Origin of the sequence: Herbiconiux sp. VKM Ac-1786 (genome assembly GCF_015350805.1) — a bacterium.
GTDB lineage: Bacteria > Actinomycetota > Actinomycetes > Actinomycetales > Microbacteriaceae > Herbiconiux.
This window is the reverse complement of the sequence record NZ_JADKSG010000002.1, coordinates 1,317,876-1,332,743: the sequence shown is the minus strand read 5'-3', so window position 1 is coordinate 1,332,743 and position 14,868 is coordinate 1,317,876. Positions and strand designations below refer to the sequence as shown.

The window sequence follows — 14,868 nt, the reverse complement described above, 5'->3', positions numbered from 1 at the left end:
GTGGAGATCGCGGTGCGGGGTGAGGTGTGGTGGTGGCGCGGGCCGGCGCCGTTCCACTTCGTGACCGTGCCGGCCGCCGAGAGCGAGCTGATCGCCGGGATCGCGCCGGGGGTGAGCTACGGGTGGGGGATGATCCCGGTGGCGGTGCGCGTGGGGCGCACCGAGCTGCCGACGTCGCTCTGGCCGAAGGACGGGCTCTACGTCGTGCCGCTGAAGAAGGCGCTGCGCGATCGAGAGCGCATCGAGCTCGGCGACGTGGTCGACCTCACCCTGATCGTCGGTCGCTAGCGCAGGCGATCCGGCGACGGCGGATCGACCAATCGGTGCGACGGGCCGCTCCGAATCCCGTGTGTACACACGGTCTTCCCGGGAAGTTCAGGATGAACGGCATTAACAGCGCGACGATCGACGACGTGAGCTGGTACCTCGAGTACGGCTATGACGCAGGCGAGGGTGACGCGCATCCGCTTGCCGGAGGTTCAACAGTTTCCGTGAGGATCCCGCCACGCGCGGCGTAGGTCAGGCGCACTCCCATCGTGTGAATCCTCCCAGGAGCATTCCTCAGAACAGCGTGGGCGGGATGCCCGCCAGCGGCCGCAGCCCCGTCAGGCTCGCCCTCACCGAACCGGCGTCCGCGACCGCGTCAACGGGCAGGCGCGCCAGCTCCGCAGCGGCCATCCGCAGCCAGACCGACGGGTCGTCGGCCGCCGTCGGAACCGGTGCCACCGCCTTCATCGTCGCCAATACCGCCGACGCCGCCGCCGCGTCGCCCCGCACCACGATCGTCAGCCCGGTCGCACCGAGCCCGGCGCGCATCGCCCGCTTGCAGACCCGGCGGATGCACGTCTCGACCAGCTCCGCCACCGTCCAGTCCGGCCGCGCGTACCCGGCGATCGACCCCTCAGAGCTCAGCACCGTGCGCTCCGACACCGGGCGCACCGTGGCGTCGTCGCTGCCGTCGCGGATGCCGAGCAGCCGCCGGGTCATCATGGTGCCGCAGGCGTCGAGCAGCCGCTCCGGCAGCACCCCGTCGAGGTCGCCGAGCCGCCGCACGCCGAGCGCCTCGAGCCGCTCGAGCGTCTGACGCCCCACGCCCCACACCTTCGCCAGCGGCAGCGTCGAGCGCAGCCGCTGCTCGGTCGCCGCGTCGATCACATGAAGCCCGTCGGGCTTCGCCGCACGCGAGGCGAGCTTCGCCATCAGCTTCGTGCGGCCGACCCCGACGCTGACGGGGATGCCCAGCTCCTGCCACGCACGACGCCGCAGCTCCGCGCCCGCCCGCACGGCCGCCGCATCACCGCTCTCGTCGTCCCCGGCACCGACGTCGAGAAACGCCTCCTCCATCGACCCCGGCTCGACCGCTCCGGCCACCGAGGCGAACAGGTCGAACAGGGCGTCGGCGGTCTCCTCCACCTCGCCCTGCGGCACGTCGAACAGGGCGAGGCCGGGACAGCGCCGCCGCGCATCCGTCACCAGCATGCCGCCCGTGACACCGCGGTCGCGTGCCGGATAGTTCGAGCTGGCCACGAAGCCGTGCACGACCACCGCCATGGGCGTCGCCCGGAGCGCAGGGCAGGAACGGAGGACCACCGAGGCGAAGAACGAATCCGCGTCGGCGTGCAGGATCGGCGGCACCGCTCCTCCTCCCGGATCGCCATCGAGATGGCCGCCCTCATCCTCCCGCACACCACCGACACCCCCGGGCGGGCGCCGGATGGAAGCGGTCCGGCCCATCGCCTAGGGTGGAGGGCTGACGAGGAGGTCACGGACTTGAAACGTTTTTCTGAACCGTGTTGACCGACACGAACAGCTCGGTTACAGTTGCGGAAAGCGCTTTCTAGTGAAGCATTCCCGAGGGGCGCTGCACCGGGCAGACACAGACGTTTCCAGGAGGACAAAGATGTTCGAAATTCGCAAGCGCCGAACGGCGGTCGCCGCAGCGGCGATCGGTGTCAGCGCCGCTCTCGCGCTCACGGGCTGCGCCGGTGGAGGCTCCGAGCCCGCCGCGACCTACGACCCCAACGAGAAGGTCACGCTGAACTTCGCGTTCTGGGGCAACGACGTGCGCGCCGGTCTCTACGACCAGGCCTTCGCCGCGTTCAACGAGGAGTACCCGAACATCACGGTGAACAGCTCCTTCCTCGGCTTCCCCGAGTTCTGGGAGAAGCGCCAGACCGAGGCGGCCGGCGGCGGCCTGCCCGACGTCATGCAGTTCGACTACTCCTACCTCCGCCAGTACTCCGAGAACGGGCTGCTGCTCGACCTCGACCCGTACCTCGGCACCACGATCGAGACCGACGCGATCGCCGACAACATCCTCGGCATCGGTGTCGTCGACGGCACCACCACCGGCATCGCGACCTCCACCAACGCGTGGGGCCTCTACACGAACCCGAAGCTGCTCGAGCAGGTCGGCGTCGCCGGCTACGAGGGCGGCGGCAGCTGGGACGACTACGCGGACTGGATGAAGCAGGTCACGACCGCGGGCAGCGCCCAGGGCATCTCCGGCGGCACCGACTGGACCGGCCGCATCCAGAACTTCGAGATCCAGCTGCGCGCCGAGGGCGCCGAGCTGTTCAGCGAGGACGGCGAGCCCGGCTTCGACAAGGCCCGCCTCGCCGAGTTCTGGGAGCAGGGCGCCGAGGTGCGCGACCCCGCCATCACCATCCCGCAGCAGCGCCTCGAGGAGATCTACCCCCTGTCGGGCTTCGACGCGGCGCAGACCGCGAGCGAGCTGACCTGGGACAACTTCGGCGCCGGCTACCTCGGCAACCTCGGTGACAGCTTCACCGAGCTCGGCCTGGTCGCCCCGCCGGTCACCAAGGAAGGCGCGAAGGACCTGTACCTGAAGCCCTCCATGCTGCACACGATCTCCTCGAAGACCGACCACCCGGAGGCCGCGGCGACGCTCGTGAACTTCCTGGTGAACTCGCCCGAGGTCGGCGCCATCTTCGGCACCAACCGCGGCCTGCCCGCGTCGGAGACCCAGCTCGAGGGTGCCGACCTCGGCGGCCTCGACGCCCAGATCCGCGACTACGAGGAGTCCATCCAAGACCGCCTCGGCGACGCGCCCCCCGTGCCGATCGTCGGCGCCGGCACCCTGGAGGAGAAGTTCCGCCAGATCGGCCAGGAGCTCGGCTTCGGCACCCTGACGGTCGACGAGGCCGTCGACCAGTTCTTCAACGAGATGGACGTCGTCCTCAACCAGTAACCACCCACGCCTTCCGGGCCCGGACCTCGTGTCCGGGCCCGGAGTGCGTCACAGGGATCGGAGAAATCGCGTGACGATCACGAAAGAGGCTGCCGCGGAGCAGCCCACCCGCGCCGGAGCGGGCGGCCCTGCCAAGGGCGCCGGCCGGCCTAAGACCCCGGCGCTGAAGCCGGGCCGGCGACGGGCCAACCGCCGTGAGAACGTGGCGGGCTACACCTTCCTGCTGCCGTGGCTGATCGGCTTCCTGGGCCTCACGCTCGGGCCGATGATCTACTCCCTGTACCTCTCGTTCACGAAGTACAACCTGTTCGCCGACCCGAAGTTCGTCGGGTTCGACAACTACGTGCGCATGTTCACCCAGGACCCGCAGTTCCTGCAGTCCGTGCAGATCACGCTGGTCTACGTGCTCGTCGGCACCCCGGTGAAGCTCGCCGCCGCCCTCGGCATCGCGATGCTGCTGAACTACCGCAACCGCGGCACCGGCTTCTTCCGCTCCTCCTTCTACGCGCCCTCGCTGATCGGCGCCTCGGTGTCGGTCGCCATCGTCTGGCGTGCCATGTTCTCCTCGAACGGGCCGGTCGACTCCTCGCTGAGCTTCTTCGGGCTCGAGATCGGCGGCTGGGTCGGCAACGTCTCGCTCGTCATCCCGATGATGATCCTGCTGGCGGTCTGGCAGTTCGGCGCCCCGATGGTGATCTTCCTCGCGGGCCTGAAGCAGATCCCGCGGGAGCTCTACGAGGCCGCCGAGGTCGACGGCGCCGGCCCCGTCCGCAAGTTCCGCTCGGTGACCATCCCCATGCTCTCGAGCGTCATCTTCTTCAACCTGCTGCTGGAGACCATCAACGCCTTCCAGGTGTTCGCCTCGGCGTACATCATCTCGAACGGCTCGGGCGGCCCGGCCGGCATGACGAACTTCTACACCCTCTACCTCTACAAGCGCGGCTTCGCCGACGGGCAGATGGGCTACGCCGCGGCGATGGCCTGGGTGCTGGTGATCGTCGTCGCGATCATCGCCTTCATCCTGTTCCGCACCTCGAAGTCGTGGGTCCACTACGCGGGAGAGAGCAAATGAGCACCATCGAAGTCGACCGCGCCGCGTTCCTCGAGGGCCAGATCGAGCCGCAGCCGCGGCGTCGCCGCCCGAAGCGCAAGACGGTCAACACGGTCATCTGGTTCGTGGTGCTCCTCGCGCTCACCGCGATCATCCTGTACCCGCTCGTCTGGCTGGTCTTCTCGACCTTCAAGCCCTCGAGCGAGTTCGGGCAGAACCCCGGGCTCATCCCCGAGAACCCGACGATCGACAACTACCTGAAGGTGTTCGACGGCATCGCCGGCACGCCGCTCTGGCGGTTCTTCGGCAACTCGCTGCTGATCGCGGTGAGCGCGGTGATCGGCATCCTGGCCTCGTCGGCGCTGGCGGCCTACGCCTTCGCGCGCATCAAGTTCAAGGGCGTCGGCGTGCTGTTCGCGGCGATGATCGGAACGCTGCTGCTGCCGTTCCACGTCATCATCATCCCGCAGTACATCATGTTCCAGAAGCTCGAGCTGGTGGACACCTACGTGCCGCTGATCCTGCCGAAGTTCCTCGCGACGGAGGCGTTCTTCGTCTTCCTGATGGTGCAGTTCATCCGCAACATCCCCCGCGACATGGACGAGGCGGCCCGCATCGACGGCGCCGGCCACACCCGCATCTTCTTCTCGATCATCCTGCCGCTGATCCGGCCGGCCCTGATCACCAGCGCGATCTTCGCGTTCATCTGGACCTGGAACGACTTCCTCGGGCCGCTGCTCTACGTGAACTCGCCCGAGAAGTACCCGCTGCCGATCGCGCTGCGCCTCTACAACGACGCCACCAGCACCTCGGACTACGGGGCCACGGTCGCGGTGTCGTTCCTGGCTCTCCTGCCCATCCTGATCTTCTTCATCGTGTTCCAGCGGTTCCTGGTCGACGGGGTGGCCACGCAGGGGCTCAAGGGCTGATGACCGTGACCGACCGGCAGCACCGCCGCTCAGAACGCGCCGCCCGCCGGGCCGCCGAGTCGGGCAGCGGACCGCTGCGCGAGGAGGGGCTGCCCGCGCGGTTCCCCGGCGCGCGCAACCGCTTCGCCCTGCTCGGCGAGGTGCTGACCGTCGGCATCATGGTGACCCTGGTCTCGCTGCCGCTCGTGACGCTGCCGGCCGCCCTCGCCGCGGGGGCCGGCCACATGCGCCGCTTCCTGCGGGCCGAGGAGTCGACCTTCGCCGTCGCCTGGGCCGAGTTCAAGGCCGCCTTCCTCGGCGGTGCGGTCGTGGCGGTCGGCGCCGCGGTGCTGGTGCTCGTGCTGGTGCTCGACATCGACCTGGCCGGCTCGGGCGCGCTGCCCGGCGGCCCGCTGGTCGGGCTCGTCGGCTGGGTGGGGCTCGCGGGGGTCGCACTGGTGCTGCTCACCGTGTGCGGTCGATGGTCTCCGGATGCCGGCTGGCGCGCCGCCTTCAAGGCGGTGCCGACGGCTCTGCGCACCGACCCGGCCGGCGCGGGCTACACGGTCGCGACCGCGGCCTTCGCGGTGGTCGTGACGTGGCAGCTGCTGCCGCTCGCCGTTCCGGCGCTCGGCTGCGTCGTGCTGGCGATGGTCGCGATCCCCGAGCGGCCGCGGCGCACGGACGGCGGCGACGACGTGCTCGGCCCGGAGGAGACCCGGTGAATGAGAGCGTGAGTACCGCGACGGCCGGTGGCAGTGACACCGCGAGCGTGCTCTCGCAGCCCCTGCCCGCCTGGGCGCGCGACGCCACCCTCGGCGTCTTCGTGCACTGGGGCGCCTACTCGGTGCCCGCCTGGGCCGAGCCGATCGGCGCTCTCGGAGCGGTGCCCGACGAGGAGTGGTTCGCCCACAACGCCTACGCCGAGTGGTACGCCAACACGATCCGCATCGCCGGCTCGCCGGCTGCGGAACGTCACGCCGAGCTCCACGGCGACGCTCCCTACACCGCCTTCCTCGACGACTGGACGGCGGATCGCTACGACCCCGCCGACTGGGCAATCCTGTTCGCCGCGATCGGCGCCGACTACGTCGTTCCGACCACGAAGCACCACGACGGCATCGCGCTCTGGGACGCTCCGGGCGCCGGCGAGCTCAGCACGGTGGCCCGCGGGCCCCGCCGCGACCTGATCGGCCCCCTCGCGACCGCGGTGCGCGAGGCGGGGATGCGGTTCGGCGTCTACTACTCGGGCGGTCTCGACTGGGCGTTCGCGGAGCATCCGCCGCTCACGTCGAGCGACGAAGTCAGCCGCCTGCGACCGGTCGGCGCCGACTACAACGACTACGCCTACGCGCAGGTGGCCGACCTGATCGACCGCTACGCGCCGGAGGTGCTCTGGAACGACATCGACTGGCCCGACACCGGCAAGCAGCCCGGGCCGACCTCGATCGAGGCGCTGCTGACGCGCTTCCGGGCGGCGGCACCCGAGGGCATCGTGAACGACCGCTGGGGTGCACCGGTCGGCGACTACCGCACGAGCGAGTACGACCACGACACCGGCAACGAGACCGACGACGGCTGGGAGCACTGCCGCGGGCTCGGTTTCTCGTTCGGCCACAACGCCGTCGAGGACGAGGCCCTGACACTCAGCCCCCGCGAGCTCGCGCGGCTGTACGCCGACGTCGTGTCGCGCGGCGGCCGGCTGCTGCTGAACGTGGGGCCGACGGCGGCGGGCGAGATCCCGGAGGTGCAGCGGCGCACCCTCGAGGGCGTCGCGCCGTGGCTGGCCGAGGTGAAGCCCGCGACGGTGGGGCGGTCGACGGTGGAGCGGGCGGGCATCCGAGTGACCGTGCCGGGCTCCGACCCGACCGCGTCGACGGACGAGCCGTGGTGGCGGGCGTGGCGGAACGCGGACGGCCTCGTCGTCGTGGTGGACGATCCGCGTGCGATCGTGCAGGCGGAGGGCCCGGTGACGGTCGTCGCCCTGCCCGGTGACACGGACGAGGAGACGGCATGAGCGGCTACGGACACGCGCTGGCCTGGGCGCGACGGCAGGTCGACGAGGGCGTGCTGCCCACGGCGGTGCTCGGCATCGCCGACGCGAACGGGGTGCTCGAGCTCGAGGCCTTCGGGGCGAGCGGGCCGCGCCGGGCGGCGGTGGGCGACCACTACCCGCTCTTCTCGATCACCAAGCCGATCGTCGCGCTCACCGCGCTGCGGGCCGTCGAGCGGGGGCTGCTCACGCCGCAGACACCGCTTCAGGATGCTCGGCCGGCCTTCGGGCTGCGCCGCTCCGACACCGTGCGCCTGCGTCACCTGCTCAGCCACACCTCCGGCATCGCCGAACCTCCGCTGCACACGCCCCTCGGACTCGAGGCCTCGCTGCTCGGCGCGGACGCCGACTTCGCAGCCGGCACCGTCTCGCGCTACTCCAGCATCGCGTTCGCGGGCGTGCAGGCGCTCGTCGAGCACGCGACGGGGGAGTCGCTGCAGCACGAGCTCGACGCGCTCGCCGCCGACGCCGGGATGCCCGGGCTGACGTTCGACGCGGGCTGCGATCCGCACCCGGTGTTCGACGCGGCCGAGCAGGGGCTGGACTATCCGGCGTTGCAGCGGCTCGCGCATCCGGGGGCGGGGCTGTACGCGACCGCGTCGGATCTGCTCGCGCTCGGGTCGGCGCTGCTGTCCGACGGGGGACAGGTCGTGCATCCCACCACCGTGTCGGCGATGCTGCGTCCGCAGACCACCGGACTGCCCCGGCTCGAGCCCTACCCCGCCGAGCGGGGTCAGGACTGGGGCCTGGGCTGGAACCTGCGCTTCGCGGCGCCCGGGCTGCTCGAGCAGCGCACCTACGGGCACGGCGGCTGGGCCGGCACCGAGTTCTGGATCTACCCGGACCTCGGCGTCGCGTTCGTGCTGCTGACCAACATCGCGAGCCCGTCGCGACTCGGCCTCGACGTCGACCGGCTGCACAACGCGGTCGTGGCCGGAACGCCGGCGGCGGGCTGACACCCACTCCCACTGGACAACGCCGGAACCGTCTGGCAGAGTCGAACTATCTGGAAAGCGCTTTCCGCACGGAGAGCCCGAGAGAACGGAAACGACGTGTCGACGCAGACGCTTCGCATCATCATGAACGGCGTCACCGGGCGCATGGGCTACCGCCAGCACCTGGTGCGCTCGATCCTCGCGATCCGCGACGACGGCGGCATCCTGCTGCCGAACGGTGACCGGCTCACGGTCGAGCCGATCCTCGTGGGCCGGAACGCCGACAAGCTCGCCGAGCTGGCCGCCCTGCATGGCGTAGCCGAGTACACCACCGACCTGGCCGCCGCCCTCGCCGACGAGACCGCGACCATCTACTTCGACGCCCAGGTCACCAGCGCCCGGAAGGACGCCATCCTGCAGGCCATCGCCGCCGGCAAGCACATCTACACCGAGAAGCCGATCGCCAACTCCGTCGCCGACGGTCTCGAGCTCGTCGCCGCGGCCAAGAAGGCGGGCATCGTCAACGGCGTCGTGCACGACAAGCTCTACCTGCCGGGCCTGCTGAAGCTCAAGCGCCTGATCGACTCGGGCTTCTTCGGGCGCATCCTGAGCGTGCGCGGCGAGTTCGGCTACTGGGTGTTCGAGGGCGACTACCTGCCCGCGCAGCGCCCCTCGTGGAACTACCGCGAAGAGGACGGCGGGGGCATGACCCTGGACATGTACTGCCACTGGAACTACGTGCTCGAGAACCTCTTCGGCCGGGTCGAGGCGGTCTCCTCCAAGGCCGTCACCCACATCCACGAGCGCTGGGACGAGCAGGGCAACCGCTACGAGGCCACCGCCGACGACGCCGCCTACGGCATCTTCGAGCTCGAGGGCGACATCATCGCGCAGATCAACTCGAGCTGGGCGGTGCGGGTCGATCGCGGCGAGCTGGTCGAGTTCCAGGTCGACGGCACCCTCGGCTCGGCGGTCGCCGGCCTGTTCGGCTGCAAGGTGCAGCCTCGGGTGAACACCCCGAAGCCGGTCTGGAACCCCGACCTGCCGACCGACCAGGATTTCCCGTCGCAGTGGACGCAGATCCCCGACAACCAGGAGTTCACCAACGGCTTCCGGGCGCAGTGGGAGCAGTTCCTGCAGGACGTCGCCGCCGGTCGCCCGCACCCCTACGACCTCGCCGCCGGCGTCCGCGGGCTGCAGCTCGTCGACGCGGGTCTGCAGTCGTCGAACGAGGGGCGTCGCGTCGAGATCGAGGCGGTGTCGTCGTGACGCTCGTGAGCGCCGGCAGCAGCGTCGGCACCGGCACCCGCCTCGCGCTGCCGACCGCCGGCGGGTGGCGGGAGATCGAGCTGAACGAGCCGCGGGCGTGGGACGCGCATCCGTCGCCCTACACCTCGCGGGTCGCGTTCGCGGCTGCGCACGTGGTGGCCGACCCGCACGGCGACAACGTGCCGGGGGCGCCCGCCGCGATCGACTGGGACGCGACGCTCGCCTTCCGCCGGCACCTGTTCGGCTACGGGCTCGGCGTCGCCGAGGCGATGGACACGGCGCAGCGCAACATGGGGCTCGACTGGCCCGCGATCCAGGAGCTCGTCACCCGCAGTGCGGCTCAGGCTCAGGAGTTCGGGGCCCGCATCGCCTCGGGCGCCGGCACCGACCACCTCACCGTGGCGCCCGGGGTCGCGACGCTCGCCCAGGTGCAGGAGGCCTACCTCGAGCAGGTCGCCTTCGTCGAGTCGACCGGGTCGCAGGTCATCGTGATGGCCTCGCGTCACCTGGCCGCCGCCGCGGCCGGGCCCGAGGACTACCTGGCGGTGTACGACCGCATCCTCTCGCAGGTCTCGGAGCCCGTCGTGCTGCACTGGCTCGGCGAGGCCTTCGACCCGCAGCTCGCGGGCTACTGGGGCACGCGCGACGTGACGGCTGCGACCGCGACGTTCCTGTCGCTGATCGAGACCCACGCGGGCAAGGTCGACGGCGTGAAGGTGTCGCTGCTCGACGCCTCCCACGAGATCGGGCTGCGCCGGGCGCTGCCCGCCGGGGTGCGCCTCTACACCGGTGACGACTTCAACTACCCGTCGCTCATCCGGGGCGACGACGAGGGTCACTCGGATGCTCTGCTCGGAGCGTTCGCGGCCATCGCCCCCGCCGCCTCGGCCGCACTCGCCGCGCTCGACGACGGCGACCTCGCGCGCTACGACGCCGAGATGGCGCCGACGCTGGAGCTCTCGCGCCACATCTTCGAGGCGCCCACCTTCTACTACAAGGTCGGGATCGCGTTCACGGCGTGGCTGACCGGGGCGCAGAGCGGATTCCAGATGGTGGGCGGGCTGCAGTCGGCCCGCAGCCTGCCGCACCTCGCGCGCATCGTGGAGCTGCTCAACGAGGCGCGGCTGCTGCCCGATCCGTCGCTGGCGGCGCACCGGTTCGGGCTGCTGGCCGAGACGATGGGGGCGACGCGATGACCGTGCAGCAGGGGGTAGGGCTGGGGCTGTCTGCGGATGCGCGTGGTGGCGCATCCGCAGCATCCCTCGCTGAGGCGGCTGTGCTCGACGTGCCGAGCGGGCTGCCGGCGCGCATGCCCACGCCGGTTGCGGGTGACCCGCGGCTCGCGCGGCTGTCGCTGAACCAGCGCACCACCGCGAACTGGACGCTGCGGGAGGCGATCGACGGCGCCGTCGCCGCGGGCCTCGGCGGGATCGGTGTCTGGCGCGAGCCCCTCGCCGACGTCGGGGTCGACACCGCCGCCGCCTGGATCGCCGACTCGGGGCTGCGCGTCTCGAGCATCTGCCGCGGCGGCTTCTTCACCGTGATCGACCCGGCCGCGCGCCGGGCGGCGCACGACGAGAACCTGCGCGCGCTCGACGAGGCGGCGGCGCTCGACGCCCCGACCCTCGTGCTGGTGCCCGGTGGGCTGCCCGAGGGGTCGAAGGACCTCGTGGGCGCCCGCACCCGGGCCGCCGAGGCCATCGCGGAGCTCGCGCCCGAGGCGCGCGCCCGCGGGGTCGTGCTCGGCATCGAGCCGATGAACCCCATCTTCGCCGCCGATCGCGGGGTCGTCTCGACCCTAGGGCAGGCGCTCGCCCTGGCGGAACCGTTCGCGCCCGAGGAGGTCGGCGTGGTCGTCGACACCTTCCACCTGTGGTGGGAGCCGGGCGTGCTCGAGCTCGTCGCCGGTGCGGGGGAGCGGATCGTGAGCTACCAGGTCTGCGACTGGATCACCCCGCTGCCCGCCGACACGCTGCTCTCGCGGGGCATGATGGGCGACGGCCACATCGACTTCCCCGCCTTCACGCGGGCCGTGGCGGCCGCCGGGTACGCGGGCGACGTGGAGGTCGAGATCTTCCACGCCGACGTGTGGGCGGCACCCGGCGCGGGCGTCGTGGCGACGATGGCGCGGCGGTACGCGGAGCTCGTGGAGCCCTGGCTCTGAGCCGCCTCTGAGGCTCTGGGTCTCGGAGGCTCAGGGCTTCTGAGCCTCCGGGCCTCTCTGGGCTTCGCCGGTCAGGCGAGGGGCGTCGCGGTGCCCTTCGCGGTGGCCTCGAACCAGGCCATCAGGTCGGCGAGGGCCCGCACGGCCTCCCGGGAGTCCTCGTCGTCGTCGCTCAGGCCGAAGGCGCTGAGGTAGCCGGGGATATCGTCGGGCGGCGTCGACTCGTGCGGCACGAAGCCCATCGTCCAGTCGGGGAAGCGGCGCTCGCTCAGCCCCTCCTCGAGCAGCACCAGCACCTCGGCGTGACGCGGGTCGCGGGCGATCACGGCCATCCGCTCGCGCACGCCGTCGTCGGGCCCCTCGAGCACCTGCAGGAAGCGGCCGTCGCGGTAGAGCAGCATGCCGGTCACCTCGCTGCCCGCGTTGTTGCGGCGGCTGACCTTCAACAGCTCGACCAGGTCGGTGTCGCTGAACGGCACGGTCGCAGCGCTGGAGTAGATGATCGACAGCACGGCGTCTTGTTCACTGGCCATGCCAGCAGTCTAGCGAGGGCGCGTCACTGCTCCTCGTGCGTCTCCGGATCGCCGTCGAAGAGCCGGCCGTCGGGGCGACCGAGAGCCGTGATCGCGGCCACCTCGTCGCCCGACAGCTCGAAGCCGAATACGTCGAGGTTCTCGGCCTGGCGAGCCGGGGTGGCGCTCTTCGGGATCGGCACGCTGCCGAGCTGCACGTGCCAGCGCAGGATGACCTGGGCCGGCGACACGCCGTGCCGCTCGGCCGCGGCGACGATGGCCGGGTCGTCGTAGCGCGCCGCGCCCTTGCCGAGCGGGCTCCACGCCTCGGTGACGATGCCGAGCTCGGCGTGCACCGCGCGCAACTCCTCCTGCGGGAAGGAGGGGTGCAGCTCGATCTGGTTGACAGCGGGGGTCACCCCGGTGGCCTCGATGACCGCGCGCAGGTTGCCGGCGGTGAAGTTGCTGACGCCGACCGAGCGGATGACGCCCTCCTCGCGGGCCTGCAGGAGCGCCTCGTACGCCTCGACGAACTTCCCGACGCTCGGGTTCGGCCAGTGGATGATGTAGAGGTCGAGGTAGTCGAGCCCCAGCCGCCAGAGCGACTCGCGCACGGCCTCGCCGGCCTGCTCACGGGCGTGGTAGCGGCCCGGAAGCTTCGAGGTGACGAAGAGCTCCTCACGCGCCAGCCCGGCCCGGCGGATGCCCTCGCCGACCGCTCCCTCGTTCTCGTAGTTGAAGGCGGTGTCGATCAGGCGGTAGCCGGTGCCGATGGCGGAGGCCACCGCATCCGCCCCTTTCTCGCCGCGGAGCGGATAGGTGCCGAAGCCCAGCGCGGGGATCTCGTGGCCGTCGTTCAGGGTGAGGGTGGGAGCGAGCTCGGTCATGCCTCCACGCTAGCCCCGCGATGCGTCAGTCGCCGCAGCTGGTCAGCGCGAGCACCGCGTCGGACACCGCGCGGGGGCCGCCGAGCACGGTGAGCGACGAGACGTCCTGCCCGCGCATCGCCGCGAGGGCGGCGGCCGGCAGGCAGTCGGGGCGCGTGACGTAGAGGGGTGCACCGGTGCGGCCCGCCCAGGCCGAGCCGGCGAGGGCGTCGGGGAAGTCGGCACCGGTCGCGACGAACGCCTGCGGAGCGAAGTCGAACACGGCGGCGTTCAGGGCCGCCGCGACCTCGAAGCGGTCGGCGCCGCCGTAGCGCTCGGTCGGCGCGATGCCGCTGACGTCGTCGGCGAGCCCCTCCGACACGGCGGCGGGCCCACCCACGATCGTCACCCGCTCGAGCGGCAGTGCGCCGAGCGCCTCCGCGGTGGCGTCGTCGAGGGCGGATGCGCGGCCGTCCACGACCACGACAGGCTCCCGCGCGGCTCCGGCCGCGGCACCGGCGGCCAGGGCGTCGGGAAAGGCGTCGCCCGTGGCGAGGTAGAGCCCGGTCGTCGTCTCGCCGAACACCGTGGAGAGCACCGCCCGCGACACGGCGAAGCGGTCGGCGCCGCCGATGCGCTGCACCGGGGCGATGCCGGCGAGAGCGTCGAGCACCCCGTCGCCGACGGCGGCGGCTCCGCCGACGACGACGATGCGCGCCGGCTGCAGGCGTTCGAGCTCGGCCGCGGTCTCGGGGGAGAGCTCGTCGTGGCGGGTGAGCAGCAGCGGCCCGCCCTCCCTCGCGGCGGCCGGGCCGGCGCTCAGGGCGTCGGCGAAGGTCTCGCCGGTGACGACGTAGGCGACCTGCGCCCCCTCGGGGAACTGGGCGGCGGAGGCGGCGGCCGCGACCGCGTACCGGTCGGCCCCGTCGACGCGTGCGGCGGTGACGGCCCGCTCGATCGTGACGGGGGTCTCGAAGAGGACGGCGTCGGTGAGGGTGTTGCTCCGCGGCGAGACGCGCACGCGGAGCGAGTCCACGCGGAACAGGTTCACGTCGTCGCTGACGGTCGCGGTGAGGGTCGACCCGTCGGCGGAGGTGGCCACCTCCAGGGCGAAGCCGCTGTCGCCGTCCGACAGCTCGACCCGGGGGAACAGGTTGTCCGGGCTCCAGGAGCCCGTCGGTCCCGTCGTCCAGAAGCCCGGTTCCTGGCGCAACGCGACGTGGTCGCCGGCCGCCACGGTCAGGGACGGGTCGGCGGTGACGTATCGGTGGTTCCGGGAACCGGAGGCCTTCGGTGACGACGGGTCCAGGTCGGCGTCTGCGACGACCATCGGAGGGCTGCCCACCCCCGGCACGGACGGCCAGAGGAACGCGAACAGCAGGGCGGAGTCGCCGTCGCCCGCCGTCGCGCCGGACACCTGCAGGCGCACCGAGCTGTCGGGCGGTACCGTCGGCAGGGCGATGTCGAACTCGGTCTGCGTCGCAGGGAGGACCCCGGTGAGGTCACCGGAGGCGTAACCGCTGAGCGACCAGGAGTAGCCGGACAGCCGGTAGTCGGCGAGCTCGGCGGGGAGCGTCACGTGCACCGATCGGGTCTCACTCGGAACGTAGGGGATCCCGTTCCAGGTCGCCTGGAGCGATCGGCCCGCCGCGACGAGGGGGACCTCGATGGGTGGGTGGGCGTCGTCGGCAGCCGCGGGGGTCGCGGCCGCGATGCCGCCCGCCAGCAGTGCCGTGATCGCGGCCGCAGCCAGTGCCGTGCGTCGTCGAGCCCTCATGGTCGTCCCCGTGTTCCCCCGATGCCGACGCGCCCCGACGGGCGGCGGACGAGGTCACAGTAGCAGCGGGAGGCGTCGTCGCGGGGCTGGATGTGGGGTGTGCATCCGCGTGTCTCGCTCGA

14 protein-coding genes are annotated in these 14,868 nt (G+C 71.7%); 10 read left to right on the top strand and 4 right to left on the bottom strand.

Annotated elements, in window-relative coordinates; all coding sequences use genetic code 11:
• Nucleotides 1–288: a DUF1905 domain-containing protein gene (locus ITJ64_RS17325; RefSeq protein WP_194681918.1), complete on the top strand. Its 288-nt coding sequence runs from the start codon at nt 1–3 to the stop codon at nt 286–288.
• Between the two features lie 273 nt (nt 289–561).
• Here ITJ64_RS17325 and ITJ64_RS17320 read toward each other — a convergent pair whose 3' ends face one another.
• On the bottom strand, nt 562–1,635 hold the full coding sequence (locus ITJ64_RS17320) for a DNA polymerase IV (RefSeq protein WP_194681917.1): 1,074 nt from the start codon (nt 1,633–1,635) through the stop codon (nt 562–564).
• A 265-nt stretch (nt 1,636–1,900) separates the two neighbouring features.
• Here ITJ64_RS17320 and ITJ64_RS17315 point away from each other — a divergent pair, with 265 nt between their 5' ends.
• The 9 genes from ITJ64_RS17315 (at nt 1,901) to ITJ64_RS17275 (ending at nt 11,591) form a co-directional block, all read left to right on the top strand.
• A complete protein-coding gene (locus tag ITJ64_RS17315; protein WP_194681916.1) occupies nt 1,901–3,211 on the top strand; it encodes an ABC transporter substrate-binding protein in 1,311 nt (436 codons plus the stop codon).
• A gap of 163 nt (nt 3,212–3,374) precedes the next feature.
• The gene (locus ITJ64_RS17310) at nt 3,375–4,283 is read left to right on the top strand and encodes a carbohydrate ABC transporter permease (protein WP_228509206.1); all 909 of its coding nucleotides are present in this window, start codon (nt 3,375–3,377) and stop codon (nt 4,281–4,283) included.
• The gene (locus tag ITJ64_RS17305; protein ID WP_194681915.1) at nt 4,280–5,191 is read left to right on the top strand and encodes a carbohydrate ABC transporter permease; all 912 of its coding nucleotides are present in this window, start codon (nt 4,280–4,282) and stop codon (nt 5,189–5,191) included. Before ITJ64_RS17310 ends, ITJ64_RS17305 begins: the two co-directional genes overlap by 4 nt.
• A gap of 5 nt (nt 5,192–5,196) precedes the next feature.
• Complete coding sequence (locus ITJ64_RS17300; protein WP_370545246.1) at nt 5,197–5,895, top strand: hypothetical protein; 699 nt, start codon at nt 5,197–5,199, stop codon at nt 5,893–5,895.
• 8 nt (nt 5,896–5,903) lie between these two features.
• On the top strand, nt 5,904–7,187 hold the full coding sequence (locus ITJ64_RS17295) for an alpha-L-fucosidase (RefSeq protein WP_194681913.1): 1,284 nt from the start codon (nt 5,904–5,906) through the stop codon (nt 7,185–7,187).
• Nucleotides 7,184–8,179 (top strand): serine hydrolase, encoded by a 996-nt coding sequence (locus ITJ64_RS17290; protein ID WP_194681912.1) that lies wholly within the window; start codon nt 7,184–7,186, stop codon nt 8,177–8,179. The genes ITJ64_RS17295 and ITJ64_RS17290 overlap by 4 nt, the downstream gene beginning before the upstream one ends.
• Before the next feature lie 123 nt (nt 8,180–8,302).
• A complete protein-coding gene (locus ITJ64_RS17285; protein WP_228509201.1) occupies nt 8,303–9,427 on the top strand; it encodes a Gfo/Idh/MocA family protein in 1,125 nt (374 codons plus the stop codon).
• The gene (locus ITJ64_RS17280) at nt 9,424–10,623 is read left to right on the top strand and encodes a dihydrodipicolinate synthase family protein (protein WP_370545245.1); all 1,200 of its coding nucleotides are present in this window, start codon (nt 9,424–9,426) and stop codon (nt 10,621–10,623) included. Before ITJ64_RS17285 ends, ITJ64_RS17280 begins: the two co-directional genes overlap by 4 nt.
• Nucleotides 10,624–10,736: 113 nt before the next feature.
• The gene (locus ITJ64_RS17275) at nt 10,737–11,591 is read left to right on the top strand and encodes a sugar phosphate isomerase/epimerase (protein ID WP_228509196.1); all 855 of its coding nucleotides are present in this window, start codon (nt 10,737–10,739) and stop codon (nt 11,589–11,591) included.
• Between the two features lie 71 nt (nt 11,592–11,662).
• Here ITJ64_RS17275 and ITJ64_RS17270 read toward each other — a convergent pair whose 3' ends face one another.
• The 3 genes from ITJ64_RS17270 to ITJ64_RS17260 are packed head-to-tail and all read right to left on the bottom strand — an operon-like array spanning nt 11,663 to nt 14,746.
• Nucleotides 11,663–12,124, bottom strand: coding sequence for a BLUF domain-containing protein (locus tag ITJ64_RS17270; RefSeq protein WP_194681909.1), 462 nt, complete (start codon nt 12,122–12,124; stop codon nt 11,663–11,665).
• Nucleotides 12,125–12,147: 23 nt separating this feature from the next.
• A complete protein-coding gene (locus tag ITJ64_RS17265; protein WP_194681908.1) occupies nt 12,148–12,990 on the bottom strand; it encodes an aldo/keto reductase in 843 nt (280 codons plus the stop codon).
• Between the two features lie 25 nt (nt 12,991–13,015).
• Nucleotides 13,016–14,746 (bottom strand): cell wall-binding repeat-containing protein, encoded by a 1,731-nt coding sequence (locus tag ITJ64_RS17260; protein ID WP_194681907.1) that lies wholly within the window; start codon nt 14,744–14,746, stop codon nt 13,016–13,018.
• Nucleotides 14,747–14,868: the final 122 nt, after the last annotated feature.

Excerpts from the sequence above, each read along its gene's own strand:
- ITJ64_RS17305 (WP_194681915.1), top strand. The coding sequence starts at position 4,280 with ATGAGCACCATCGAAGTCGACCGCGCCGCGTTCCTCGAGGGCCAGATC.
- ITJ64_RS17285 (WP_228509201.1), top strand. The coding sequence starts at position 8,303 with ATGAACGGCGTCACCGGGCGCATGGGCTACCGCCAGCACCTGGTGCGC.
- ITJ64_RS17260 (WP_194681907.1), bottom strand. The coding sequence starts at position 14,746 with ATGAGGGCTCGACGACGCACGGCACTGGCTGCGGCCGCGATCACGGCA.
- ITJ64_RS17265 (WP_194681908.1), bottom strand. The coding sequence starts at position 12,990 with ATGACCGAGCTCGCTCCCACCCTCACCCTGAACGACGGCCACGAGATC.
- ITJ64_RS17270 (WP_194681909.1), bottom strand. The coding sequence starts at position 12,124 with ATGGCCAGTGAACAAGACGCCGTGCTGTCGATCATCTACTCCAGCGCT.
- ITJ64_RS17315 (WP_194681916.1), top strand. The coding sequence starts at position 1,901 with ATGTTCGAAATTCGCAAGCGCCGAACGGCGGTCGCCGCAGCGGCGATC.
- ITJ64_RS17290 (WP_194681912.1), top strand. The coding sequence starts at position 7,184 with ATGAGCGGCTACGGACACGCGCTGGCCTGGGCGCGACGGCAGGTCGAC.
- ITJ64_RS17275 (WP_228509196.1), top strand. The coding sequence starts at position 10,737 with ATGCCCACGCCGGTTGCGGGTGACCCGCGGCTCGCGCGGCTGTCGCTG.